This window comes from Paenibacillus ihbetae, from assembly GCF_002741055.1.
Classification (GTDB): domain Bacteria; phylum Bacillota; class Bacilli; order Paenibacillales; family Paenibacillaceae; genus Paenibacillus_AQ; species Paenibacillus_AQ ihbetae.
Genome location: NZ_CP016809.1, coordinates 6,224,542 through 6,245,374, shown reverse-complemented (window position 1 = coordinate 6,245,374; position 20,833 = coordinate 6,224,542). Strand labels below are relative to the sequence as shown.

At 50.7% G+C, this 20,833-nt stretch carries 18 protein-coding genes; 1 reads left to right on the top strand and 17 read right to left on the bottom strand.

What is annotated here, in order from left to right:
* Window positions 1-113 precede the first annotated feature (113 nt).
* From BBD41_RS28020 to BBD41_RS27970, 11 genes are all read right to left on the bottom strand, one after another.
* Window positions 114-2,438 carry a helix-turn-helix domain-containing protein gene (locus BBD41_RS28020; protein ID WP_099479954.1) on the bottom strand — a complete coding sequence of 775 codons (2,325 nt, stop codon included), beginning with the start codon at window positions 2,436-2,438 and terminating at the stop codon, window positions 114-116.
* A 332-nt stretch (window positions 2,439-2,770) separates the two neighbouring features.
* Window positions 2,771-4,369 (bottom strand): extracellular solute-binding protein, encoded by a 1,599-nt coding sequence (locus BBD41_RS28015; protein ID WP_077566593.1) that lies wholly within the window; start codon window positions 4,367-4,369, stop codon window positions 2,771-2,773.
* Between the two features lie 119 nt (window positions 4,370-4,488).
* Window positions 4,489-5,373, bottom strand: a complete 885-nt coding sequence (locus tag BBD41_RS28010) for a carbohydrate ABC transporter permease (protein WP_077566594.1) — start codon at window positions 5,371-5,373, stop codon at window positions 4,489-4,491.
* Window positions 5,374-5,393: 20 nt separating this feature from the next.
* The gene (locus tag BBD41_RS28005; RefSeq protein WP_077568999.1) at window positions 5,394-6,356 is read right to left on the bottom strand and encodes an ABC transporter permease; all 963 of its coding nucleotides are present in this window, start codon (window positions 6,354-6,356) and stop codon (window positions 5,394-5,396) included.
* Window positions 6,357-6,702: 346 nt separating this feature from the next.
* A complete protein-coding gene (locus BBD41_RS28000) occupies window positions 6,703-7,701 on the bottom strand; it encodes a hypothetical protein (protein WP_099479950.1) in 999 nt (332 codons plus the stop codon).
* A gap of 241 nt (window positions 7,702-7,942) precedes the next feature.
* Entirely contained in the window at window positions 7,943-9,286 is a 1,344-nt protein-coding gene (locus BBD41_RS27995) for a sensor histidine kinase (protein ID WP_237086941.1), read from the bottom strand.
* Complete coding sequence (locus BBD41_RS27990) at window positions 9,283-9,960, bottom strand: response regulator transcription factor (protein ID WP_099479947.1); 678 nt, start codon at window positions 9,958-9,960, stop codon at window positions 9,283-9,285. Before BBD41_RS27990 ends, BBD41_RS27995 begins: the two co-directional genes overlap by 4 nt.
* Before the next feature lie 226 nt (window positions 9,961-10,186).
* Window positions 10,187-12,223: a bifunctional diguanylate cyclase/phosphodiesterase gene (locus BBD41_RS27985; RefSeq protein WP_099479945.1), complete on the bottom strand. Its 2,037-nt coding sequence runs from the start codon at window positions 12,221-12,223 to the stop codon at window positions 10,187-10,189.
* 294 nt (window positions 12,224-12,517) lie between these two features.
* Window positions 12,518-13,066 (bottom strand): cysteine hydrolase family protein, encoded by a 549-nt coding sequence (locus tag BBD41_RS27980; protein ID WP_077566598.1) that lies wholly within the window; start codon window positions 13,064-13,066, stop codon window positions 12,518-12,520.
* 61 nt (window positions 13,067-13,127) lie between these two features.
* Complete coding sequence (locus BBD41_RS27975) at window positions 13,128-13,502, bottom strand: winged helix-turn-helix transcriptional regulator (RefSeq protein WP_077566599.1); 375 nt, start codon at window positions 13,500-13,502, stop codon at window positions 13,128-13,130.
* 17 nt (window positions 13,503-13,519) lie between these two features.
* Window positions 13,520-14,317: an AraC family transcriptional regulator gene (locus tag BBD41_RS27970; protein ID WP_162292795.1), complete on the bottom strand. Its 798-nt coding sequence runs from the start codon at window positions 14,315-14,317 to the stop codon at window positions 13,520-13,522.
* Between the two features lie 122 nt (window positions 14,318-14,439).
* Between BBD41_RS27970 and BBD41_RS27965 the strand changes: the two genes are divergently transcribed.
* Window positions 14,440-15,666 (top strand): MFS transporter, encoded by a 1,227-nt coding sequence (locus BBD41_RS27965; RefSeq protein WP_237086939.1) that lies wholly within the window; start codon window positions 14,440-14,442, stop codon window positions 15,664-15,666.
* A 98-nt stretch (window positions 15,667-15,764) separates the two neighbouring features.
* Here BBD41_RS27965 and BBD41_RS27960 read toward each other — a convergent pair whose 3' ends face one another.
* The 6 genes from BBD41_RS27960 to BBD41_RS27940 form a co-directional block, all read right to left on the bottom strand.
* Window positions 15,765-16,376: a GNAT family N-acetyltransferase gene (locus tag BBD41_RS27960; RefSeq protein WP_077566602.1), complete on the bottom strand. Its 612-nt coding sequence runs from the start codon at window positions 16,374-16,376 to the stop codon at window positions 15,765-15,767.
* 6 nt (window positions 16,377-16,382) lie between these two features.
* Window positions 16,383-17,000 (bottom strand): TetR/AcrR family transcriptional regulator, encoded by a 618-nt coding sequence (locus tag BBD41_RS27955; RefSeq protein WP_099479941.1) that lies wholly within the window; start codon window positions 16,998-17,000, stop codon window positions 16,383-16,385.
* Between the two features lie 291 nt (window positions 17,001-17,291).
* Window positions 17,292-17,999, bottom strand: coding sequence for a DUF998 domain-containing protein (locus BBD41_RS27950; RefSeq protein WP_099479939.1), 708 nt, complete (start codon window positions 17,997-17,999; stop codon window positions 17,292-17,294).
* Window positions 17,992-18,420: a hypothetical protein gene (locus BBD41_RS27945; RefSeq protein ID WP_077566605.1), complete on the bottom strand. Its 429-nt coding sequence runs from the start codon at window positions 18,418-18,420 to the stop codon at window positions 17,992-17,994. The genes BBD41_RS27950 and BBD41_RS27945 overlap by 8 nt, the downstream gene beginning before the upstream one ends.
* A complete protein-coding gene (locus BBD41_RS30090) occupies window positions 18,417-18,590 on the bottom strand; it encodes a hypothetical protein (RefSeq protein ID WP_167392997.1) in 174 nt (57 codons plus the stop codon). The genes BBD41_RS27945 and BBD41_RS30090 overlap by 4 nt, the downstream gene beginning before the upstream one ends.
* Window positions 18,591-19,045: 455 nt before the next feature.
* Window positions 19,046-20,812, bottom strand: a complete 1,767-nt coding sequence (locus BBD41_RS27940) for a glycoside hydrolase family 2 protein (protein ID WP_099479937.1) — start codon at window positions 20,810-20,812, stop codon at window positions 19,046-19,048.
* Window positions 20,813-20,833: the final 21 nt, after the last annotated feature.

Below are 20,833 nucleotides of genomic sequence, written 5' to 3'. Positions count from 1 at the left end.
AAGGTTCAACGAGATATTCTCGACGTCCGAAGCTGTATAACAAAGCCGGCAGCGTTCGTGTAATGAACGACTGCCGGCTTCTTCCCCAAGCTCAATTGTTCGCAGCTTGCATTCTACTCGGCCCGACTCAGCTCGCGGTAACGGGTAGGGGTCATGCCCTCAAGCTTTTTAAATATCCGGTTAAAATAGCTGTGACGATATCCGACTTGTTCGGCGACCGTGTTAATTTTCATTTCCGATTCCCGGAGCAGCTCCTTCGCCTTTTCCATGCGCAGCTCGGTCAAATAATCGATAAAGTTCTTTCCGGTTACCTGCTTGAATGATTTGCTCAGGAAAAATGGGTTCGTGCCGATGTGATCGGCGCAATTGTCGAGCGATATATCATGCATATAGTTGTGCTGCATATAGATCATGGCTTGCTCGATCAGCCGTTTGACCTGGCCATCCGTCCTGCTTGTAAGCTCCTTCATGAAAGGGGCGATCACCTTCATTTGGAACCATTCCCGGGCACCTGCAGGCTCTTTGATCTGGGAAAGCTGCTCATACAGGTTGGCGCCCTTGAACAAACGATTCGGCTGAATGCCGGAGATGAGGATTGCATGCTGGACGGAACCCAGCAAATGAAGCATTCCCTGCTGGACGTCGATCGCTTTCGCCTCTTTCACGGACAACGCTTTCTGGAACTCGACGAGCAAGGCGTTGGCGTCCGCCTCCTGCCCGGTCCGCAGCGCCTGAAGGAACTCACGTTCCAGCGTGAACGGGTACTGCGGCTCGGACGAATCTTCAAAATCCAGCTGCTCCATCTCGAGAATCTGATTGTCATTATCGAATTTACGGAAGCTGGCCGCATGCTTCACGCCCTCGAAGGCGAGCGGAATGTCGCTAACCCGGGTGACAGCCCGGCTGATCGCTACCGTCACCACCATGTTGAGCAGCCGGTTAATCGTCCGTGCCAGCTCTTCGCTGAATGATTTGATCGTTTCCGCAAAAGGCTCCCCTTCCGGCAAGATCAGCAGCACGCCGGATCCGAGATCGTGGAAATTGATCGTGCTGCTTTGCTCGAAATACGAATCCGCCAGTTCTTCGATCATGTTGACAGACGCAAAGGTAACCAATCCTTCGTCGCCGAATTTGAATTTCCCTTCCATGCTGGCGATTCCCGTAAGCTGTACGTACAGCACGACGAACTGCTTGCCGCACACCTGCCATTTATACCGCTCCATCCGTGACAAGAGGTCCTCCTCAGTATAGGCGTACAGATAGCCCTGCAGCAGCTGGTGCAGAAAACTCTCCTTCACGTGCGGCAGCTGCTCGACCAGCTTGGCGTTCAGCTCCCGGCTCTCGCGGTTTAAATGCTGCCATTGCCGCTCGATCAGCGTGAACTCGTCCTCCCGGCTTCCGCCTATCAAAGAGGCGCTCGGCAGCAAGTCCATCATCAGGCGCTTGACAGGTGAGTACATTCGGTTCGAAGCAAGCCAAGCCAGCAGCACCGCCAGCATGAGAGCACTCAGGCTGACCGTCAAGATGACTTTGGATATAAAGACGACCGGCGCCGTGATATTGGTGATCGGTGAGGCTGAAACGTACAGCCAGCTGTCCATGATTCGTGCGAAATAACCGTATGTAACCGCGTAGGTTTTGTCGTTCCATTCGTACAGGAACGAGCCTTCCGTGCTTCCGTTCGATTCGACCTCGCTCCTGACCGCCATGACAAACGTCGAGTCGATCGTGCTCCCGTTGGCGGATACGTAGAGCTGCCCGTCCGGCTCCATCAGAAAGTTCTCGCCGTCGGTATAAGGCGTAATGGTCCGCAGCGCCTCCGCGACCTGATCGTTGTCCAGACGAACGATCAGGGCGCCGATCGGTTTGGGGCTGCCCCCGGGAACGAGATGCACAAAGGTTATTTCCCGTTTTCCCGGCTGATCAGGGTCAAGCGCCAGCTGTGTCCAATAGGTCGTTTTTCCCTCGTCGAGCAGACGGTCGTATAGCGAAATGACACTTGCGTCATGCAAAGCGGAGTATTCCGGGTAAAACAATACCGGCTGATTCCCGCGCAAATAGAGGCTGACGTTACGGATCATCGTATTGGAACCCTGCATGACGAGCAGCGTATTCGTAATATCGCGGGTCTTCTCGAAATCGCGCACGAAGTCACGATCGCTGAGCGAATAATCGAAGCTCGTATCGAACGCCCAATGTGCAAGCATCATTTCGAGATTGGACAGCTGTTTATTCAGATTTTGCGACCGCTGCTCAATCTGGTTGTTATGGAGCTTCAGCAGCTCCTTTTCCAGCTTCCCCCCTGCCATGGAATATACGAGCACTCCCGTTATGATGCCGGGAATGCCGGCAACGAACAGGAACATGACCAAGCTCTTCCTATAAAAGCTGCCGGATCTGCCGGACAACCGGGCCAATAACGTCTTCCATCCATTCATCCTCAGCTCACCAACCATATCTAAAATTAGTTTTGCCTTGCCATGTCAGGCGGACCTTTAATCTTTCAGATATGTAAGCGTATTCAATTTCTGCGAAATAAAACCGTTTCCTTTCAATAGCATAATGCGGACCTCCCCATAAAGCCTGCATGTTTTCAGAGTAAATTGTTCAAAAAACAGAGGAATCCCGAATACAGCAACAACGTGGAGTCTTGGATATAAAGCGGCCATACTCATCTTGCAGGTACCTGAGCGGTCAACCTCTTATTGCGAAAAAAGAGGCCCTATGGCCTCTTCTTCCGCTGGAACGACCCGACTGCAAATGGCAACGCCTAGGATTTGGATGCCGCGTACAGCTCATTGATTTCCTTAACGTAATCGTCGCCGCCGGATTTCTTCCACAATTCGATGGCGTCGCGCCAGCCTTGCTCGTCGATTTGGCCGACGATGAATTTAATGCGGGCGTCGTTAATAATATTGCCGAGCTGCTGCCCTTTTTGCGAGTAGACTTCAGAAATGAACGGTTCGGCCGGGTTGGCGACGATCGTTTCCCGGTTTTTCAGCTGAACCTCCGTTTGCTTCAAGCGTAGCGGCGTCTGAGCCACTTGCAGCCCCTTGCCCTCCGGAATGTAAGGTACCATTTGATTAAGTCCTTCGACTTCTGATTCAAGGAGCACAGCGTCGGTGCTTCTCTCCAGTGTTTGATCATCGATCTTAGTATAATGCACGCCTTCCAGCCCGAAGCTGGTCAGCGTTTGCAATTCAGGCTCGTTCAGCTGGTCCAGAAATTTCAAGATACGGTCGACTTCCTCTTCGGTCTTCACACTCGACTTCGGAATAGCCAATAGGCCGGCGAATCCGGAGGTAGGCAGCGTCCGAATCTGTCCATCCGGACCGGTTACCGCGCCGAACACGTCCATGTAATGCTCTCTATCATCCTCTTTGCCTGCCGCTGCGTTCGCGGCCTTGATTTTGTCGTCGACTCGAGCCGCGCCGTCCACGACGTCGATAATGACGCCGGCTTGACCATTCACGAGCGGATCGATCCACTTCGCGGAATCCATGACGGCAAAATCTTGATTGACGAGTTTTTCGTCGTACAGCTTTTTCATGAACTTGAGCGCTTCAAAGTATTCGTCAAATTCAAACTCCGGCACGAGCTGGCCATCCCGTTCACCCCAAACGTTAGGCGCACCGAACCACAGCTTGATCTGGTCGAAGCCCGCTCCCCAGCCGGCCGTCCATTTGACCATGACCAAGCCGTACGTGTCGTCCTTGCCGTTTCCGTCCGGATCCTTCTCCTTGAACGCTTTCAGCATATTGTAAAATTCATCGATCGTTTTCGGCTCCTCAAGGCCCACGTTCTCCAGCCAATCCTTGCGGTAATAAACGCCGTTGCGGCCAAGCTCGCGCCCGCGATATACACCGTAGGTTCTGCCATTGATCGAGGAGTTGTTCAGGATGATCTCGCTGGCCTGGCTAAGGTTCGGATAATTTTTGAGCTTGTCGGTCAAATCCCAGAACGCCCCCGATTTCACCGCGCTAACGAAGCTTGGCCCCTTCGAGTCCGGCACGTAAATGATTTTCGGTAAGTTGCCCGAAGCGAGCGTAATGTTGAATTTATCGGCATACGAAGCGTTGGGAACCCATTCGAAATGAATGTCCGTGCCCGTCAGCTTCTCGAGCTCAGCTGCTACGGGGCTGTCATCCTTGGGATAGTTGGTTTTAAAAATCGGAAGCATGATGTTCAGCTTGAATGCTTCCTGCGAGTCTGGGGAAGCGCTTGCAGGGGGAGCCGCCGTCGAGTTATTGGGAGAATCCGTTCCCCCGCTGCTTTTGCCTGACGAGCAGCTTGCCAGCAACACGATACACATCGTGCCTAGAATAAGGAACGTGGATGCACGCTTCGCTTTCATTGACTTGTTCTTCATTAAATAGCCTCCCTTTATCATTAGAATCCTATCGTAAACCGCGCGACTCTAAGAAAGCGTCTGCTTCCCGGTATATTACAGATAGAGCCAGGCGGATTCACACAATTGAAATGCAAGCTCTACCCTTTCACGGAGCCAAGCAGGACGCCTTTGGCGAAGTGCTTTTGCAGGAACGGGTACACGCACAGAATCGGTATCGTACCGACAACGATCACGGCCATTTTGATCGATTGATCCGGCGGCTTCACAAAGTTAGGGTCCATCGAGTTCAAATCCCCTGCAGCCGCTTGCGACAGCAGAACAATCTGGCGCAGCATGACCTGCAGCGGCCATTTCTCCGGATCGTTGATATACAGCAATGCCGAGAAGAAATCATTCCAATGTCCGACGGCGTAAAACAAAGTAAAGGTAGCGAGAACAGGCATCGACAGCGGCAGCACAATCCGCCACAAGAGGCCGAGCTCGGAGCAGCCGTCGATGCGGCCGGCCTCCTCGATCTCCTTCGGAATTTCCTGAAAAAAGTTTTTGACGATGATCAGGTTAAAGGCGCTGATCGCCCCCGGCAGCATGAGCGCCCAAAGTGAATCGAGCAGCTGCAGCTCTTTGACGACGAGATAGGTTGGTATCATGCCCCCGCCGAACAGCATGGAGAAGATGACGAGGTTCAGCACCAGATTGCGGCCGTACAATCCTCTCTTCGCCAATGAATAGGCCATCGTTACCGTGAAAAACAAGTTGACGAGCGTGCCGATGACGGTTACGTACACGGAAACGCCGATGCTTTTCACGATCGTAGCCGTGGAAAAAATAAACTCGTAAGCATTTAACGTAAATGTTTTGGGTATGAAAAATACCGCTCTGGACGTAAGCTCCGCATCCGAGGCAAAGGAGCCCGCGATCACGTAAACGAAAGGGAGCACGGCAGCCAGCCCGAACAACGTGAGCACGATATAATTGGCAGTGTCGAATGTGATGCCTGCTGCGGTTCTGTATTGCTTGGCCATGGATCAATTCCCCTTTCTGCTTAATAAAGCCCGGATTGGCCGAATTTTTTCGCCAGCCAGTTCGTGCCGAGGACGAGCGTCACGCCAACGACCGACTTAAACAGCCCGACGGCCGTGCTGTAGCTGAATGCGCCTTGCGTAATCCCCATCGCATAGACGTACGTGTCGAACACCTCGCCCACCGAGCGGTTGAGCGGATTTAACATCAAATAAATTTGTTCAAAGCCGTTGTCCAGCACGCTGCCCATGCGCAAAATAAGCAGGATAACAATCGTGCTGCGAATGGCCGGAAGGGTTATGTGCCAAAGCTGCCTCCAGCGGTTCGCCCCGTCGATCGTCGCGGCCTCGTATTGCTCCACGTCGACGGCCGACAGCGCCGCCAGGAAAATGATCGTTCCCCAGCCGCATTCCTTCCAGATCGTCTGCAAAATAATGATGGGACGGAACCATGACGGGTCGGACAGAAACTGGATTTTGTTCCCCGTATATTGGAACAGCAGCTCGTTGACGGTGCCTCCTTCCGTGGTCAGGAACACGTACGTCAAGCTCGCCACGATTACCATCGAGATAAAATGTGGGACGTAAATCATCGTTTGAATCGTGCGCTTAAAGAACGAAAGCCTTACCTCATTTAACAAGAGCGCCAATATAATCGGAGCGGGAAAAAAGAAAATGAGATTATAAAACGATAGCAGCAGCGTATTGCGCAGCAGCATAAAAAACTCGGGGTTATTAAAAAACAGGCGAAAATGCTCGAAGCCCACCCATTCGCTTTTCAGAAAGCCGGTAAACGGCTGGTAGTTTTGAAATGCCAGCAGTACCCCCCACATCGGCACGTATTTAAAAACCAAAAAATAAAGCAAGCCTGGGAGCAGCAACAGGTATAGCCATTTGTCCCTGCGAAGCCTTGCCGCGAAGCTCGTGCGGTGATCCGCCTGCTTGGACGTTTGCGGAAAGTCCCTTTGAGCCGTAGCTTGCTTCATCATCATCCACCTCCATTTGTCGTTCATCGCCTCGCGAGCGGTGTGGCCTTATTATGCAGGAGCGCTTTCTTTTCCGGCAATGAGACATTTTTGAAGGCAGAAGGAGCGGTTATCGATCAACCGTTTTAAAGAAAGTGCAAAGTGTGCAAAAGAGTCAAAAGACGTTAAACATAAAAAAAGCCGAGGTCCTTGGCGTGACCACCGGCTTCCCTTTCCTAATAGGCTAGGAACGTTTTGAATGATTAGCGACATGAATAGTTTCGCAAAGACCCCTTTTCCAGGAGATGGCATAGGGCGGGCATATGCCTAACCTCTTGTGAAAATAGGAGTAAATCTCATACACTCATTACATGACATCCTCTTCACTTGGTAGACATGCATGCTGTTCGCTCATCGCTCGCCGCCGATCATGCAGCACCAATACAAGCGTCATCCCCATCACGATGCCCAAGACGATCCCGGCCTGCGTGGTCAGCATCCGAAGCACCGGGTGCTCGGGTGAGAGCTGGGAATCCGTGCGGATCGCTGAGAAGAGATTATACGAGAATAACATGCCCGAAGCTAACCATACGGCTGCCATCCAGGGAACAAACCTCCGTGAGCCGCTGCTGGAAGTAAGGATCAACAGCCCCCATGCTCCGGCAAAGGACCATACGCCCGTGCTTAATGTCAGCAGATGCCACCACATATCCCGCTCCCCCAATCTTGCCGGGTCCAAGCCGAGAGTCCCTCCCGCCACCCAGAATACCTTGATCATGCCGAGCAGAATACAACCGACGCCAACCAGCCTGCCCAAGGTTTGCTGCAGTCTTAAGGTGTTCCCGGGCAACCGGCTGTAGTCCATCGAATTGCCGAATGCCTCCGGCCAGCGCGTCCTCGCATATCCTGCCAGGGCGAGTGGAAGACAAATGCCGACGCCAACCAGCGATATCATAACGAATAATTGTTCGAACGCCCATACGTCGGCGGCACCGGCCATCTGATCCCGGAGCATGGCAGCCGGACCCAGCACCGGGGCCAAGAGAAGCAATGGAACAAGCAGACCTGTGCCTATCCACACGGGGATGGCAACCAGCCACGCAGGCAGTCGTGTCCCCCATGGCATACTGAACGCTAATGCGAGCAGGATTCCGATTGCCGCGATTACGGCGGTAGCTGCGTTGATTGCGCGCCAACCGGCGTCGCCCATTTGATCAGTCGGAAGGAACAGCCCTAACGTCCAAGCGATTTTCAACACAAAATACGGTATCACCGAGATGGCAGCTCCATAGCCGTATCCGCGCCTTATTGTCGACCATTGCCATTCCCGCTGTTCTTTCAAAGCTGTCGTGTGATCCTCCATCATGCTGTACACCTGCCTCCTTAACTCACGCTGTTTGATCCCATTCTATCTTCCGGATCGAAAAATAAAGCGACCCCAAGGTTAAGATCAGGTTAATTTTCGCACCGTGGGTAAATGGTTCTCCCAGCATAGAGATACACAAAAAAGCTGTTTTCATATCATCTGCTTCCGATGAAAACAGCTTTCGTCCCAAATATGAGCCTGCATAACTCGGCGGAATCATGAAGCCATGCCTTGGCGTACCTTAATCCGCTAGCTGCTGCGAATCTTTCCAAATGCAAAACGTACATCCCGTGAGGCCGGATTTCATTTCCCACTGCATCCCCATCTCCTTGGCCATCAACGAAACGATGGATAAACCGATACCTGCGCCTTTCTCCGGAGACTCATTGCCGATTCCGGGGCCTTTGTCTCTAATCATAAGGGTTTGCTTCTGATCTTCAGTTATTTGAATTGCGATGTATCGGCCCGCTCCGGCGTGACGAACCACGTTCTGAAACACGTTGTCGAGAATCCGACGGAGCCACATTGGATCCGCATTCCAGATCACCGGCTCTTCAGGAAGCTCGACCTGAACCTCAAAATCCCTGGCTTCGAATATCGGATACCATTCGGCCACCCGATTCCGGACTTCTTCCGCGATATCGACGGGTTGCAGGTGCATGGGATATTTTCCTGCCGACAGCAGCGAATAGGATAATAGATTATCCATCAGCTTATCGACTTCATTCAGCTTGGTTTCCATGATGGTAAGGGACGTCTGGCCTTGAGTCGATTCCGGATTATTGCGAACCGTATGGATATGCTGGCGAATGACTGTCAGCGGGGTACGAAGATCATGGGACACATTCGAAATGAATTGCTTGCGCAGATCTTCCTCTTCCCGTTCCCGCTGTTGGCTTTCCCTAAGCTCCCGCACCATGCGGTTAAAAGCGCCCTCAAGCTCTCCGATTTCGTCGTTTTTGCTAATCGTGACTTCATTCGGAATATCATTTTTTCCGCTTACGCTCATCGCAGACTGCAGCTTGATCAGTCTTTGGCGAAGCTTAACGAAGAAGAACCAGGACAACCCAACGAAGCACAGACAAATCATGAAAAATAAAAGAATCAGCGGCAGATTTCCCGCGAGCGACATTTCAGCCGACAGGATATGGGATTCAGGGAGCCGCATGACCATAAATCCTTGCTTGGGATCGTCTCCGATGAGAGAGGCTAAAGTAAACGATCCCGGTTCATGGCTCTTCAACTGGAAAGAGAGCACATCCTCATAATCCCACTGCTCGGGTATATTCTCCGAAAGATCTTGGACCGCATGCGTTCTGCCTGACGGGTCAACCCAGAATATTTCGGCATCCGGAAACTCGCCATTCAACTCGGCCAATCGGTCATGAATCGTCACCCCGTCCACCCCGTTCAGCTTAACGGCTTCTTCATGCCACTTCCGGGATATTTCTTCCGGACGGTAGATCGGATGATCGCTAAGCAGATAGCCCGGAAAATAAAACATTGCGGGAATGACCGGCCAAAGCATCATCGCGGCCATAATCAGGATCAGGTATTTGGTCATTAACGAGCCGCGAAGTTTCATGCCCGCACCCGGTATCCGACGCCGCGGATAGTCTCGATAATTTGGGGAGCCGCCGGATCCCGTTCGATTTTCTCCCGCAAATGCCGAATGTGGACCGTCAACGTTTTATCCCCCGCCATATGCGGTTCGCCCCATACCGCTTCATAGATCTGCTTCTGCGTTAAGATGTGATTCAAATGGTCGAGAAAGTACATAAAAATATGAAATTGCTTGCCTGTAAGCACAATCTCTTCCTTCGATTCCGTATGCCATATCCGGTTACGGTTCCGGTCAATCGTCAAATGACGGAGCTGAAGCCGTTCCGGTTCCGAAGCGCCCGACCGTCGAAGAAGCACTTGAATGCGGGCTAGCAGCTCATCCGGATGATAAGGCTTCGTCATGTAGTCATCGGCAAAAGACAAGCCAGTCAGCTTATCCTCAATGGCCGTTCTCGCCGTCAGCATCATCATGGGCAGCTCGGGCCTGTGCCGTTTGATCCGTTGACCGACCGTAAAGCCATCCAAGCCCGGGAGCATAATGTCGGCGATCACCAAATCACAGCGGTCCAATGCTTCTTCTACGTCATAACCGGATGTCTTCCATATTACCTCATAACCCTGCCCGCTTAAAAAATCCCTGGACCAGGCACCGATCTCCTGATCGTCTTCAATATACAAAATCGTGAATGTCTTCATTCATCTCGGACTCCTAAATAGTGGTATATGAGTAGTCTAGCATATCAGGCATCTAAGGGAATGAGAAATCGATGTTTTTTACATCGTGTTATGTTGAAGTCAAAGCACTATCGCGATAATTGTGCTCAAGGAAGCAAAAAAATAGCGACCACCCGTGAGATTTCCTCCCACGGATGATCGCCTTTCCTTTATCGGTCTTCCTCGAGTTACGGTTTGACCGGAATGATCATGTTGCCGCCGTCAGAGCAGAGTGCTCAGCGCCTTCCGTCCGTGACTTCCGATTATTCAACCATTCATTTATCTCTTCGGAGTCCATCGGTTGACCGTAATAAAATCCCTGCATCACATGACAGCCCAGCCCGGTCAAATAGTCGATATGCTCCTTGTTCTCGACGCCCTCGGCAATGACCTCCAGCTTCAGGTTTTCCGCCATTAGCACGATTGCATTGATGATCGCGCGTTTGCTGGGGGTATCGAGATCATTCGTAAACAGGCTGTCCAGCTTTAACGCATCCAGTGGAATCCGGTCCAGCAGCCCGATGGAGGAGTATCCGGTTCCGAAATCATCCATCGATACTTTGACGCCGAGAGAACGGACCTGCTCCAGCTGGCGAATAACGTCGTTGACATCATGGAGCACCATGGATTCCGTGATTTCAAGCTCGAGCAGACGCCCGTCAAGCTGGGCTCGGTTCAGCGCGGATTCCACGAGGTCGTATAAGATCTCGCCATAAAACAATTTGACCGACAAATTGACGGACACGGGCTGATCAATCCCACGATCCTGCCAAGCTCGACATTGGCGGCAAGCCTGCTCCAGCGCCCAGCGCGTTATGGGGAATATTAGACCCGTCTCTTCCGCAATCGGAATGAATTCCACTGGAGATACCACCCCGAGCCGTGGATGCCTCCAGCGGATCAATGCTTCAAAGCCGACCAGCCGGTCGGTCTTCACATTCCACTTCGGCTGGTAGACGACGAAGAATTCCTCAAGCTCCAGTGCCCGATGCAGATCCTTCTCCAGCTCCATCCTGCGAACTTCCCGGACCCCCATCTCTTCCGTATAGAAGCACCGCTGATTCTTGCCGAGTCCTTTCGCTTTATACATCGCCGTATCCGCGTTCTTTAATAGGGTTGATCGGTCCGAGCTGTGAATGGCCCCGATGCTGATTCCAATACTCCCGGTGACGTACAATTCATTGCCGTCAATAAAATATACTTGCTTGATCAGCTGCAAAATCTGATCTGCCAGCTTTTCCGCGTATCGCCGGTCGCACTCCTTCACCATCACAAGAAACTCGTCCCCGCCGATTCGGAATACCTGCTGCTTTCCAGGCTTGATAAATCTCCTCAAACGCCCCCCTACCTGCTGAACCAAGCCATCGCCTACATGATGCCCAAGCGTGTCGTTAATGGCCTTGAACTGATCCAGATCAATAAACAATATCCCGATGTTTTTTTCGCCTGCGCTGTTTTCGAAAAAGCGGTTCATCTCGTTGCGGTTGGGAAGCCCTGTAATACTATCCTGAAACGCCAGCTTCTCCAGCACATGCCTGTCGAAAAACATGGCCCCCCACGAAACAAGCAATATGATGAATATCGTCCCCGTGACTCCGTACAGTAAAAAAAAATCCAGCGTTTGCTGGTGGTCAGCTGCCGCACCGGCATGAGGTTCAAACCGGGCAGCCTTCATGCCGGTATAGTGCATGCCGCAAACGGCAAAACCCATGACCACCGCCGATATCCACTTCAGGAGGTTGGATTGATAACGCCTGCGGAACCGCAGAAATAACAGCAGCGCAGCATAAGATGCGGCAAGCGCAATGACCGCGGACAATATCCAGAATACGGGATCATAACTGAGATCAGCCGGCATGATCATGGCTTCCATCCCGATATAGTGCATTGCCACAATACCGCTGCCCATGAAGAAACCTCCGACAGCAATTTTCCGCCAGTCGATGTCCGTCGGCATCGTAATATAGAACGCGATGAAGGATGAAACCACGCTGGCCAGCATGGAGATGGCCGTCAGCTTGACATCGTACCGCACATTCATATGCATATGAAAAGCGAGCATGCCGACAAAATGCATGGACCAAATCCCGCTGCCCATGACAAGCGCGCCCGAGAAGAGCCAAAAGAACTTCGTTTTTCCCTGAGCTTCCGAAATTTTAGAGGTTATGGTCAGGGCTGAGAATGATGCTAGAATGGCTATGATAATCGATAGTCCGACTATGTACAAGTTATAGCTGTGGTTCATTGAGCTGTGACCACTCCCTTTTTACGTAATCCCTTAAGTTTCAATCCATCCCTATTCGATGACGCCGTTGCAAATATGCACTGCTCGCCCAAATTAAAGAGCGCTGCTCAAATTTTCAGTCCTTCGAATCATCGTCCGTCACAATTATACAGGATTCATTGAACAATTTCTCGACAAGATTCGCTAGAAATTCCAGAAAAGATTAAACACCACTGATTTAGCATCAGTGGTGTTTATATTTCATTTTAATTTTTCATGGGCTCTTCCAAATTCATCTTGGGAGACACCGAAGATTCAAATCAACTCATTTAGGCTGCTTGTGTTCTTTACTTGTGCAAAGGTATCCTGCAATGATGCCAAAAATGTATGGTGCACGGTTTGGGCTGGAATCACGGTTCCTTCCCATTCTAAATCTCTGGTCGCACATGCATCGCCAAGCAACATGACTTCATAGCCCAAGCGACTTGCGCTTCTCACGGTAGAATCAATACAGATGTGGCTCATCATGCCGCACACGACTAACCGCTCGGCCTGAATGGATTCAAGATGCTGCTGCAGCTCCGTTTGATAGAAGCTGTCAGGGGTATGTTTTACAATGACTTTTTCGTCTGATCGGGGAGTTACCGCCGCATGAATGTTGATCCCTTCCGTGCCGGGAAGAAAGAATGTTGCGTTTTCATCCAGCAGAATGCACTGAATATGGACAATGGGTAAATTCTTCTCCCGAAACAGCGTCAATGCTTCCTGGGCACGGGCAGCTGCTTGATCGGAATTGAACAGTTCATTTCTCCCTCCCTTGAAATAATCGTTCTGAATGTCGACTATTACTAGTGCTGTATTCATTGATCATGTCTCCTTTACTCGTAGTAAAGGTATTATAATATCGGAAATCGTGCCACGTGAATTACCCACTTTTTTGTGGGTATGGGATGCCTTTTCGATCGAGAAGCTCGGTTTGCCCCAGCTCAACCATGTATTCAATTCCGATCTCTTGCATGATCAGGACCGCATCTAACAATCTTCTTCCGCGCTTCGTTAGGTAGTACTCTACGTGCAGCGGGTAACCTTCCGTTTTGATTTTATCCACGATCCCGCAAGATTGAAGCTCCCTTAAATGCTGCAACAGCATTTTTTGGGTGATCTGGTCAATTTCACGCTCTAGCTGAGCTAAGGATGCGTTCCCATTTTTCAGCTGATATATGATCATGGTCTTCCATTTACCTTTAATAATGTCATGGACAATCTCCAGCGGGCAGTTACGTATTTCCCGAATGATCATAAACTCACCTCCATGCATCATAGCCGGGTTTTCCGGTATTGTTCCGGCGTCATGCCGGTTATTTTGGCAAAGGCTCGATAGAGCTGGCTCGGGCTCGAAAATCCGAGGTTGAAGCTAATGTCCGTAACCGTTGCGTCGGACTGCTGCAGCTGCCGGATCGCTTCCCTTACCCGTAGCTGAAGTACATATTGATAGGGGGTTACGCCCATAAGGGATTTGAACGTACGAATAAAATGATACCGACTTTGCATAGCTAAGCCTGCCAGGGTGCTAATGTTGAGCTGTTCCGTGTAATTTGCGTGTATGTATTCCAGCACACGGGCGTGATGCTGGTTATGTTCTTCATGGGAGATCTGCATCGCAGGACTGACAGGTAATCCCCCACTCCAGATCAGCTCCTGTAGATCGGATATCATGCGGGTCTCCAACTCTTCCTCTTCCAACGGGTCGTCCAGATCGCGGTTCATCATGCCTGAGGTCCATTGCCCGAAATACCGTGAAATCCGCTTCACGTCAAACTGCTGCCGGTATTGCGGTTCTCGCTGGCTTAGAAGTCCTTGAGGATACATGCTTTCCTGCCTGACTCGGATGATGACCAGACTCGCACCATCGCCGATATGCAGCGAATGCTGGTCCCGGGGCATAAGCACGATCCCTTCCCCTGGAGGGAGGGACAAATATTTATGTTCGTGCTGGAAATGACAGGTCCCCTTTATTGGAATCGTAATCTGGAATTGATCCTCGTGTGTATGCGCCGTATTTTCGAACGAGCTGTAAAATCGATGGATTTCCACTCGTGGTAATATGATCTGCATTCTCAAGTACCTCACCCCACTAAAGTATAGCATAAAGTGCTCCGTCCAAATGGCAATTTTCGCTGCGACTTTTAAAGTTGCGATCCGCTATCATGAAAAAAACAAATAAGGATGTGGGGGATATGTCAAAAACGGTAATGGCGGGGAATACGACGGAAAAAACGACATTAGTCGTACTGCTGGGAGTCAGCTTCGCCCACCTGCTAAACGATGCGATGCAGTCGGTGGTGCCCGCAGTGTTTCCTATTTTTCAGCAGCAGATGCAGCTGAGCTATGCCGAGATCGGATGGGTTGCTTTTACGCTCAATATCACGGCTTCCATTCTGCAGCCGATCATCGGGTTTTATACCGATCGTAAGCCGCTGCCCTTGCTTCTTCCGTTAGGAATGGGCTTTTCCCTTTTGGGAATGGCAGGGTTGGCATGGTCTCCATCGTTTTGGTGCTTGCTCATCTCTGCGGCCTTGATCGGAATCGGTTCCTCGGTGCTGCATCCGGAATCCTCCCGTGTGGCCCATTTGGCGATGAAGCGCCGTCGGGGACTAGCACAATCCGTGTTCCAAGTTGGCGGCAACACAGGTCAAGCTTTCGCCCCGCTTATGGCTGCTTTCATCATTGTTCCGCAGGGGCAGGCAGGCTTCCTGTGGTTTACCATCATTGCCGGCTTCGGAATCGCGCTGCAGCTTGGCGTCAGTCGTTGGTACAGCCAGCAATCCCGCCCTCTGCATGCAGCGGCACAAGCTGTCGATCGAGCGAAAAGCAGCTTCAGGAAGAGCTTTATCGTTTATGTGCTCGGCATTCTGATCCTTATGCTGTTCTCCAAGTTCGTGTATCTGGCCAGCATGACCGGTTATTATGCCTTCTACTTCATGGATAAATATCATTTGCCGTTAAGCACCGCTCAGATCAGCATCTTTGCTCTCCAGTTCGCAGGTATGGTCGGAACGTTCCTCGGCGGCCCGTTAGCCGACCGGTTCGGTCGCCAGAAAGTGGTTTGGTTCTCGATTCTGGGCACATCGCCTTTCTCGCTCCTCCTTCCCTATGTCGGGCCGGCAGGCTCGGTCGTTGTATGCGCGGCAATTGGCTTAATCCTAATGTCCGGGTTCTCGGTCATTATCGTCTATGCACAGGAATTGCTTCCCGGTCATGTAGGAACGGTTGCGGGTTTGTTCTTTGGACTGGCATTTGGGATGGGCGGTTTAGGGTCGGTTATGATGGGGTGGCTGATGGATACCCACGGAGTGGAACGGATGATACAGGCGTGTGCTTTTCTGCCGTTATTGGGATTATTTGCGCTGCTTCTGCCCTCGGATCGTGTGATTATGGGAAAACCTAAGTCATTTGTCGCTTAACTGAAGGGATAAAGGGATGGAGGGTGCTCATTCAATTACTCAATATGGCTGCATAGACACTCCGAAAAAAAAGTTAACTTTCAAACGGGCTCTGACGATTATACCTCAGAGCCCGGCTTTTTAATGAGCCTGAGCGATACGTTATGATTGATCCCGATTTTCTTTGCCCGGTGGCCGGGGATCTCCCTGCGTTTGTATTCATTAAAACCCAATTTATTATAGAGCTTCATTGCTGCGGTATTGGTATCGGCGACTTCTTCAATCAAGTAAACCTCGTAAGGTGTATGCTCAAGGATATGTCGAATCAATTGCGTCGCTACGCCCTGTCCCCTGAATGCTGAAGCTGTCCCTACAAATTCAATAGAACCTGTACGGGGTAACGGTTGAGCAAAAGGGGTTTCAAATTCCTTCTTCAGGAAAACGCCGGCCAACGTGCCTTTATACAAGCCTAAATGTTTACGGAGCTCCTGTTTATCCAGTTTAACCGAGAGTGCTGTTCCATTCGTGCAGGCAGCCATTCCGATCACTTGCCCCTGGTTTAATGCCACATAAAATTGATCCAGAACGAACATATGGGCGAACGCTGCAGCAAGTTTTTTCGGATCCTTGGAGAAAAAGCCAAGCCACTGCTTGAAGCCATCCGCGAATAATTCAGATAACCCCGGCCTTACATCGATTTCAGCCTGATCGGCTTTCACTATGGTGATCATTAGGGTTCACTCCATTTCCTTAATTAGAAATGCTGTCAGGACTGACGGCGAGGGCATCGTAAAGTTGCTTTTGAGCAGGATCTTCATTTCGGCCAAGCCTTGAATGGAAGCGTAAAAATAGACGGCCATCTCATGCGGATCACCCAAGCGGAACTCTCCAAGCTGCTGCCCCTTGCGAATGAGTCGCGCCGTAGCATCAAGCAATCTTGCATTGACCTGAAGGATCTCATCGTGCTGGTTGGAGTTGGAGTCTGTACCGGCACTCGCAAACAGTGCTTGATTGATTAGGATCAGCAAATTGGCAAGCTCCTCCCCGTTCAACAGGTCGGTGTAAACCTCATTGACAAAATGTGATATCAACTGTTTGGGAGATTGATCGGATTCAAAGAAATGAACGTTGCGCTTCAACCCCTCGACTGCATAGGCAACCAATTCTTTAAGCAATTGATCCTTTGTCCTATAATGCCGATACAATAACCCGATGCTGATCCCAGCCGTATCCGCGATATCTTGAACATTCGTCGAGCCGAAGCCTTGGTGAACAAACAGCTGCATCGCTGCTGAGCGTATTTTGTCTCTGGTGGCATTCCGCATTTCTTCAAATTGTTCTTTGGTCCGTGGCAATTTCACAGCTCCTTCTTATGAGTGAATTTTTACTCATTATAAAAAAGTTGAACTGGAATTTCAACCTAATAAGTAAAAATAATCTCTAAGAGGCCACCCTCGACATTCCCCAAAAAATATAAAGGATATAATACACAGCTAAATACCCAAGCTCTTGTCGATAAGTTAACTGTGCGTGAACTTGGGTATTTAACCAAAATAGAGAAGCTCTATTGGAACAAGCGAGCCAATGAACACTACGCTGGACTCGATTTGCAGCTGATTCACGCGAACGCTGATGATCTCGCCGGCTCAACTCCGCCTTCCGTCAGTATCCACGTTAGAAGCTCGGTTATGCCCTCCCTGCTTGCGGAGTTTGAGCGCATGCATTCCGACGATCAAGAGCCATGCGATATCGGCAACAATCAAGAATCGTCCGAACAGACCTGCCAGAATATCAGGACCAAACTGGCCGTCTTGGGGGATATGCAGGACGAATGCGACCATGGCAGCGAGCGCAATCCCGGCGCTGATGAGCAGTCGTCTGCGAACGGGTCTCCAGGCTTCGCTGCGAGTCAGCGCCAGGCTTAGCAGCAGAGCCGAGACCGGAGTATAGTCGAGCGTGGCGCCAATGGAATGCAGCTTTCCGCTGAACGTTGCATTCTCCGGGCTCACGGAAATCGGATCGGTGACGAATATGGCGGCGATCAGGACGCCCGCCGCGCTGATCCCAAGGATAGCGAGCCCGATGTATCCTGTTATGGAACGAATTTGCGGGAATACTGCAATTGCGACGCCAATCTGTGCAGCAGACAACAATGCAAATGCGACTTGCATGAGCCATCCAACGCTGCCAAGCGCATATTCGCTAACAAAACGCCAAGTAGGATCGAATTCCGGCTCCAGCACATGCAGGCTGGCTAGAATCAGGACGAACAGCGTTCCACAGAATACGGATCCGAAGGCGAACTTGGAAGCATTCGCAGATACCGGTGTCGCTGTAATTAGCGGTTTAGCCATTTGTTGCTCCCCCTAACGTGACTCTCCTCATCAACGATTCATATCCTCCGCCACCTGGATAGCTCCATGCCCCACTATTTGTGTTCCCGTCCGAGCTGAACGCTCCCTTGAAGTAAGTATGAGATCCTTTCTCGCCGGCCCAGATGATGAGTGTATCTCCTTCCATCTCGTAAACATAATCAAATGTGTTGCCCATCGTATCATAATACCGGGATCTGATGTCCTGGCTGGGTTCCTCTCCAAATGGCTTTACGTGTCCGATAACCTCAATGCCTCTAACTTCTTGTCCATGCTGCATAAGCTGGACGTGTTGAATCAAGAAATATCCGCCTTCCATCCATTCATAGGTTACGGTTCCTTCTGCACCTCCGCTGATTTGCCATGTACCGACTAAACGGTCCAGCACTTGAAGATCAGTCATTTTTCATTCTCCTTCCAATAATCAAATCGGTTATTGTTGTGGATTTCGGACTTCTTCCCATCGGCAGTCATCCTCTTGAGATAATTTTCCAGTCGGTCGAGCCGCTCATTCCAGATGGTATGATGGTGGTTCTGCAGGTAGCTTGAGAGAAAACTGTTGAAAGCCGTCATTTATCCTCCTCCTTTTAGATACTCGAACTAAAATCTCCGAACGATTGAGACCCTCTTCCCGACTTGATACGGGCAGAAACCAGCCGATGCCCAGAGGGGTCTGGTGTTAGCCTTTGTTCGATGTTCTGCTCACGAATAAATATACATATATACATATATACACGTCAATACATATAATAAGATTTGCAAAAATTCGTTTCTTAATCAATCTGCGTATTGAGCTCTGTCCCGAAAAAATGGATCTTCATAACCAGGTCTGAGGTTATTTTTTATTTGACCAAGTTTTGTTTATCAAGGTCAGTAATGTTACTGGATCACAAAAAAGTAAACCGCAGATGTATTATCATCCGTGGTTTACTTTCAGTGAAAAGCTATTGAACTTTAGGTATATACGATCTGAATCTTCATGAGCTTTTCCCGCTAATCGCGTCGCTGAGCTAAACGCTTCAAGCTGCTCATGCCAGGTTTATGCTTCGAATCGATTCCATTTTCACTTTCGGCTTTCGATCGATCGTCAGTAAGCCGTTCACTTCCTGCTGCACGTCCGTAATTTGCGTATAGCAGAATCCGCTCACATAAGGCAAATTTTTAATCGCTTGCGTGATGCCTTCGTAACGTTTCAAAAATTCCTCCTCGGTGCGAACCTGATTCCCGTAACCCCAGCCTTCTTCGCTTGTAAAGGCGATGCCGCCGTACTCGCTGATGATGACGGGCTGACCGCGATAGCCATAGCCCCGTGCGAAAGGATAACGATGCTTGTTGTGCGCGAACGCATTGCCCAATAGCGCATCTTTGTGGAGGTATCGCTCTTCCAGCATCGCCCCCAGTTCTTCATAGTCATGAAGCGTAATAATATCCGATACCGTATGCTCCCATCCGTCATTCACGATCACCGGCCGCATCTGATCGAATGCCTTGGTCAGATGATAAATCGATTCCGTAAACTGCTGCTGCTTGCGATCGGTGAAAACCTCGGATATCCCCCATGACTCGTTAAACGGTACCCAGGTGATAATGGAAGGATGGTTGTAGTACTGCCGAACGATGGCCATCCACTCGTTCGTGAACCGCTCCACAGCCTCGTCCCCGAATTCATAGGTTGACGGCATTTCCGACCAGACCAGCAGCCCTTTGCGGTCGCACCAATATAGATAACGGGGATCCTCCAGCTTCTGATGCTTGCGCACGCCGTTAAAGCCGAGCGCAAGCGTTTTGTCGATGTCTTCCAGCAGCGCTTCCTCCGATGGAGGGGTCAGATGCGACTCACTCCAATACCCTTGGTCCAGCAGCAAACGCTGATAAAGCGGTGTATGATTCAGCAAAATTTGATCCCCTACAATACGAATGCTTCGCATGCCGAAATAGGAATAGACGGTGTCGATCGGTTGCCCATGCTGCTTGAGAATCATCTCGATGTCGTATAAATTCGGATGATTCGGGTGCCAAGGCCTGATCTTCCATTCACCCGCTGCCTCATTGACGACACTGATGTCGATCGTTGCCGTGCTGCGTTCGACACTAATTTCCGCAGATCGGATCAGCTTTCCGTCAAACCGGATAATCGTCTCCAGGGTTATACCTTCGTAAAGAAGCCCGGTATTCCCCAGTTCATAACAGAAGCTCGCCGATCCGCGTTCCAGCTCCGGCGTAATTTTCACCCGGGAGATATGGATCGGGTTAACGTACTCCATCCACACGGTCTGCCAAATGCCGGTGGTCTGTACGTACCAGCAGCCAAAGCTGTCCTTCATCCAGCGCTGCTTGCCGCGCGGCTGCATGCAGTTGTTGCTGTCTGTAACTCGAACGGTTATCCGGTTCTCCCTGCCAAGCTCGACCGCTTCGGTGATATCGAACGAAAATGCGGCGTACCCACCTTCATGCGTGCCGATCCTCCTGCCGTTGACCCATAGCGTCGCCGCGTAATCGACAGCTTGAAAATGCAGCAGGATGCGTTTTCCAAGCGCCTCTTTAGGTACGGTAACCAACCGCTCATACCATACGCAAGGGTGGAATGATTCGTCTCCTATGCCGCTGGCCTTTGTCTCATAGGTGAAGGGGACCATAATTTTACGGTCAGCATTCAAACGTTCGAACCACTTGCCGCCCTCCCCCTCCAATGCATCGTCGAATCGATAATCCCATTCTCCATTCAAATTTTCCCATTCCTCGCGAACCAACTGCGGCCTAGGATAGTCCTTAATATATTTGTGCGAGCTAGACATTCTGTTCCACTCTCCATCTTC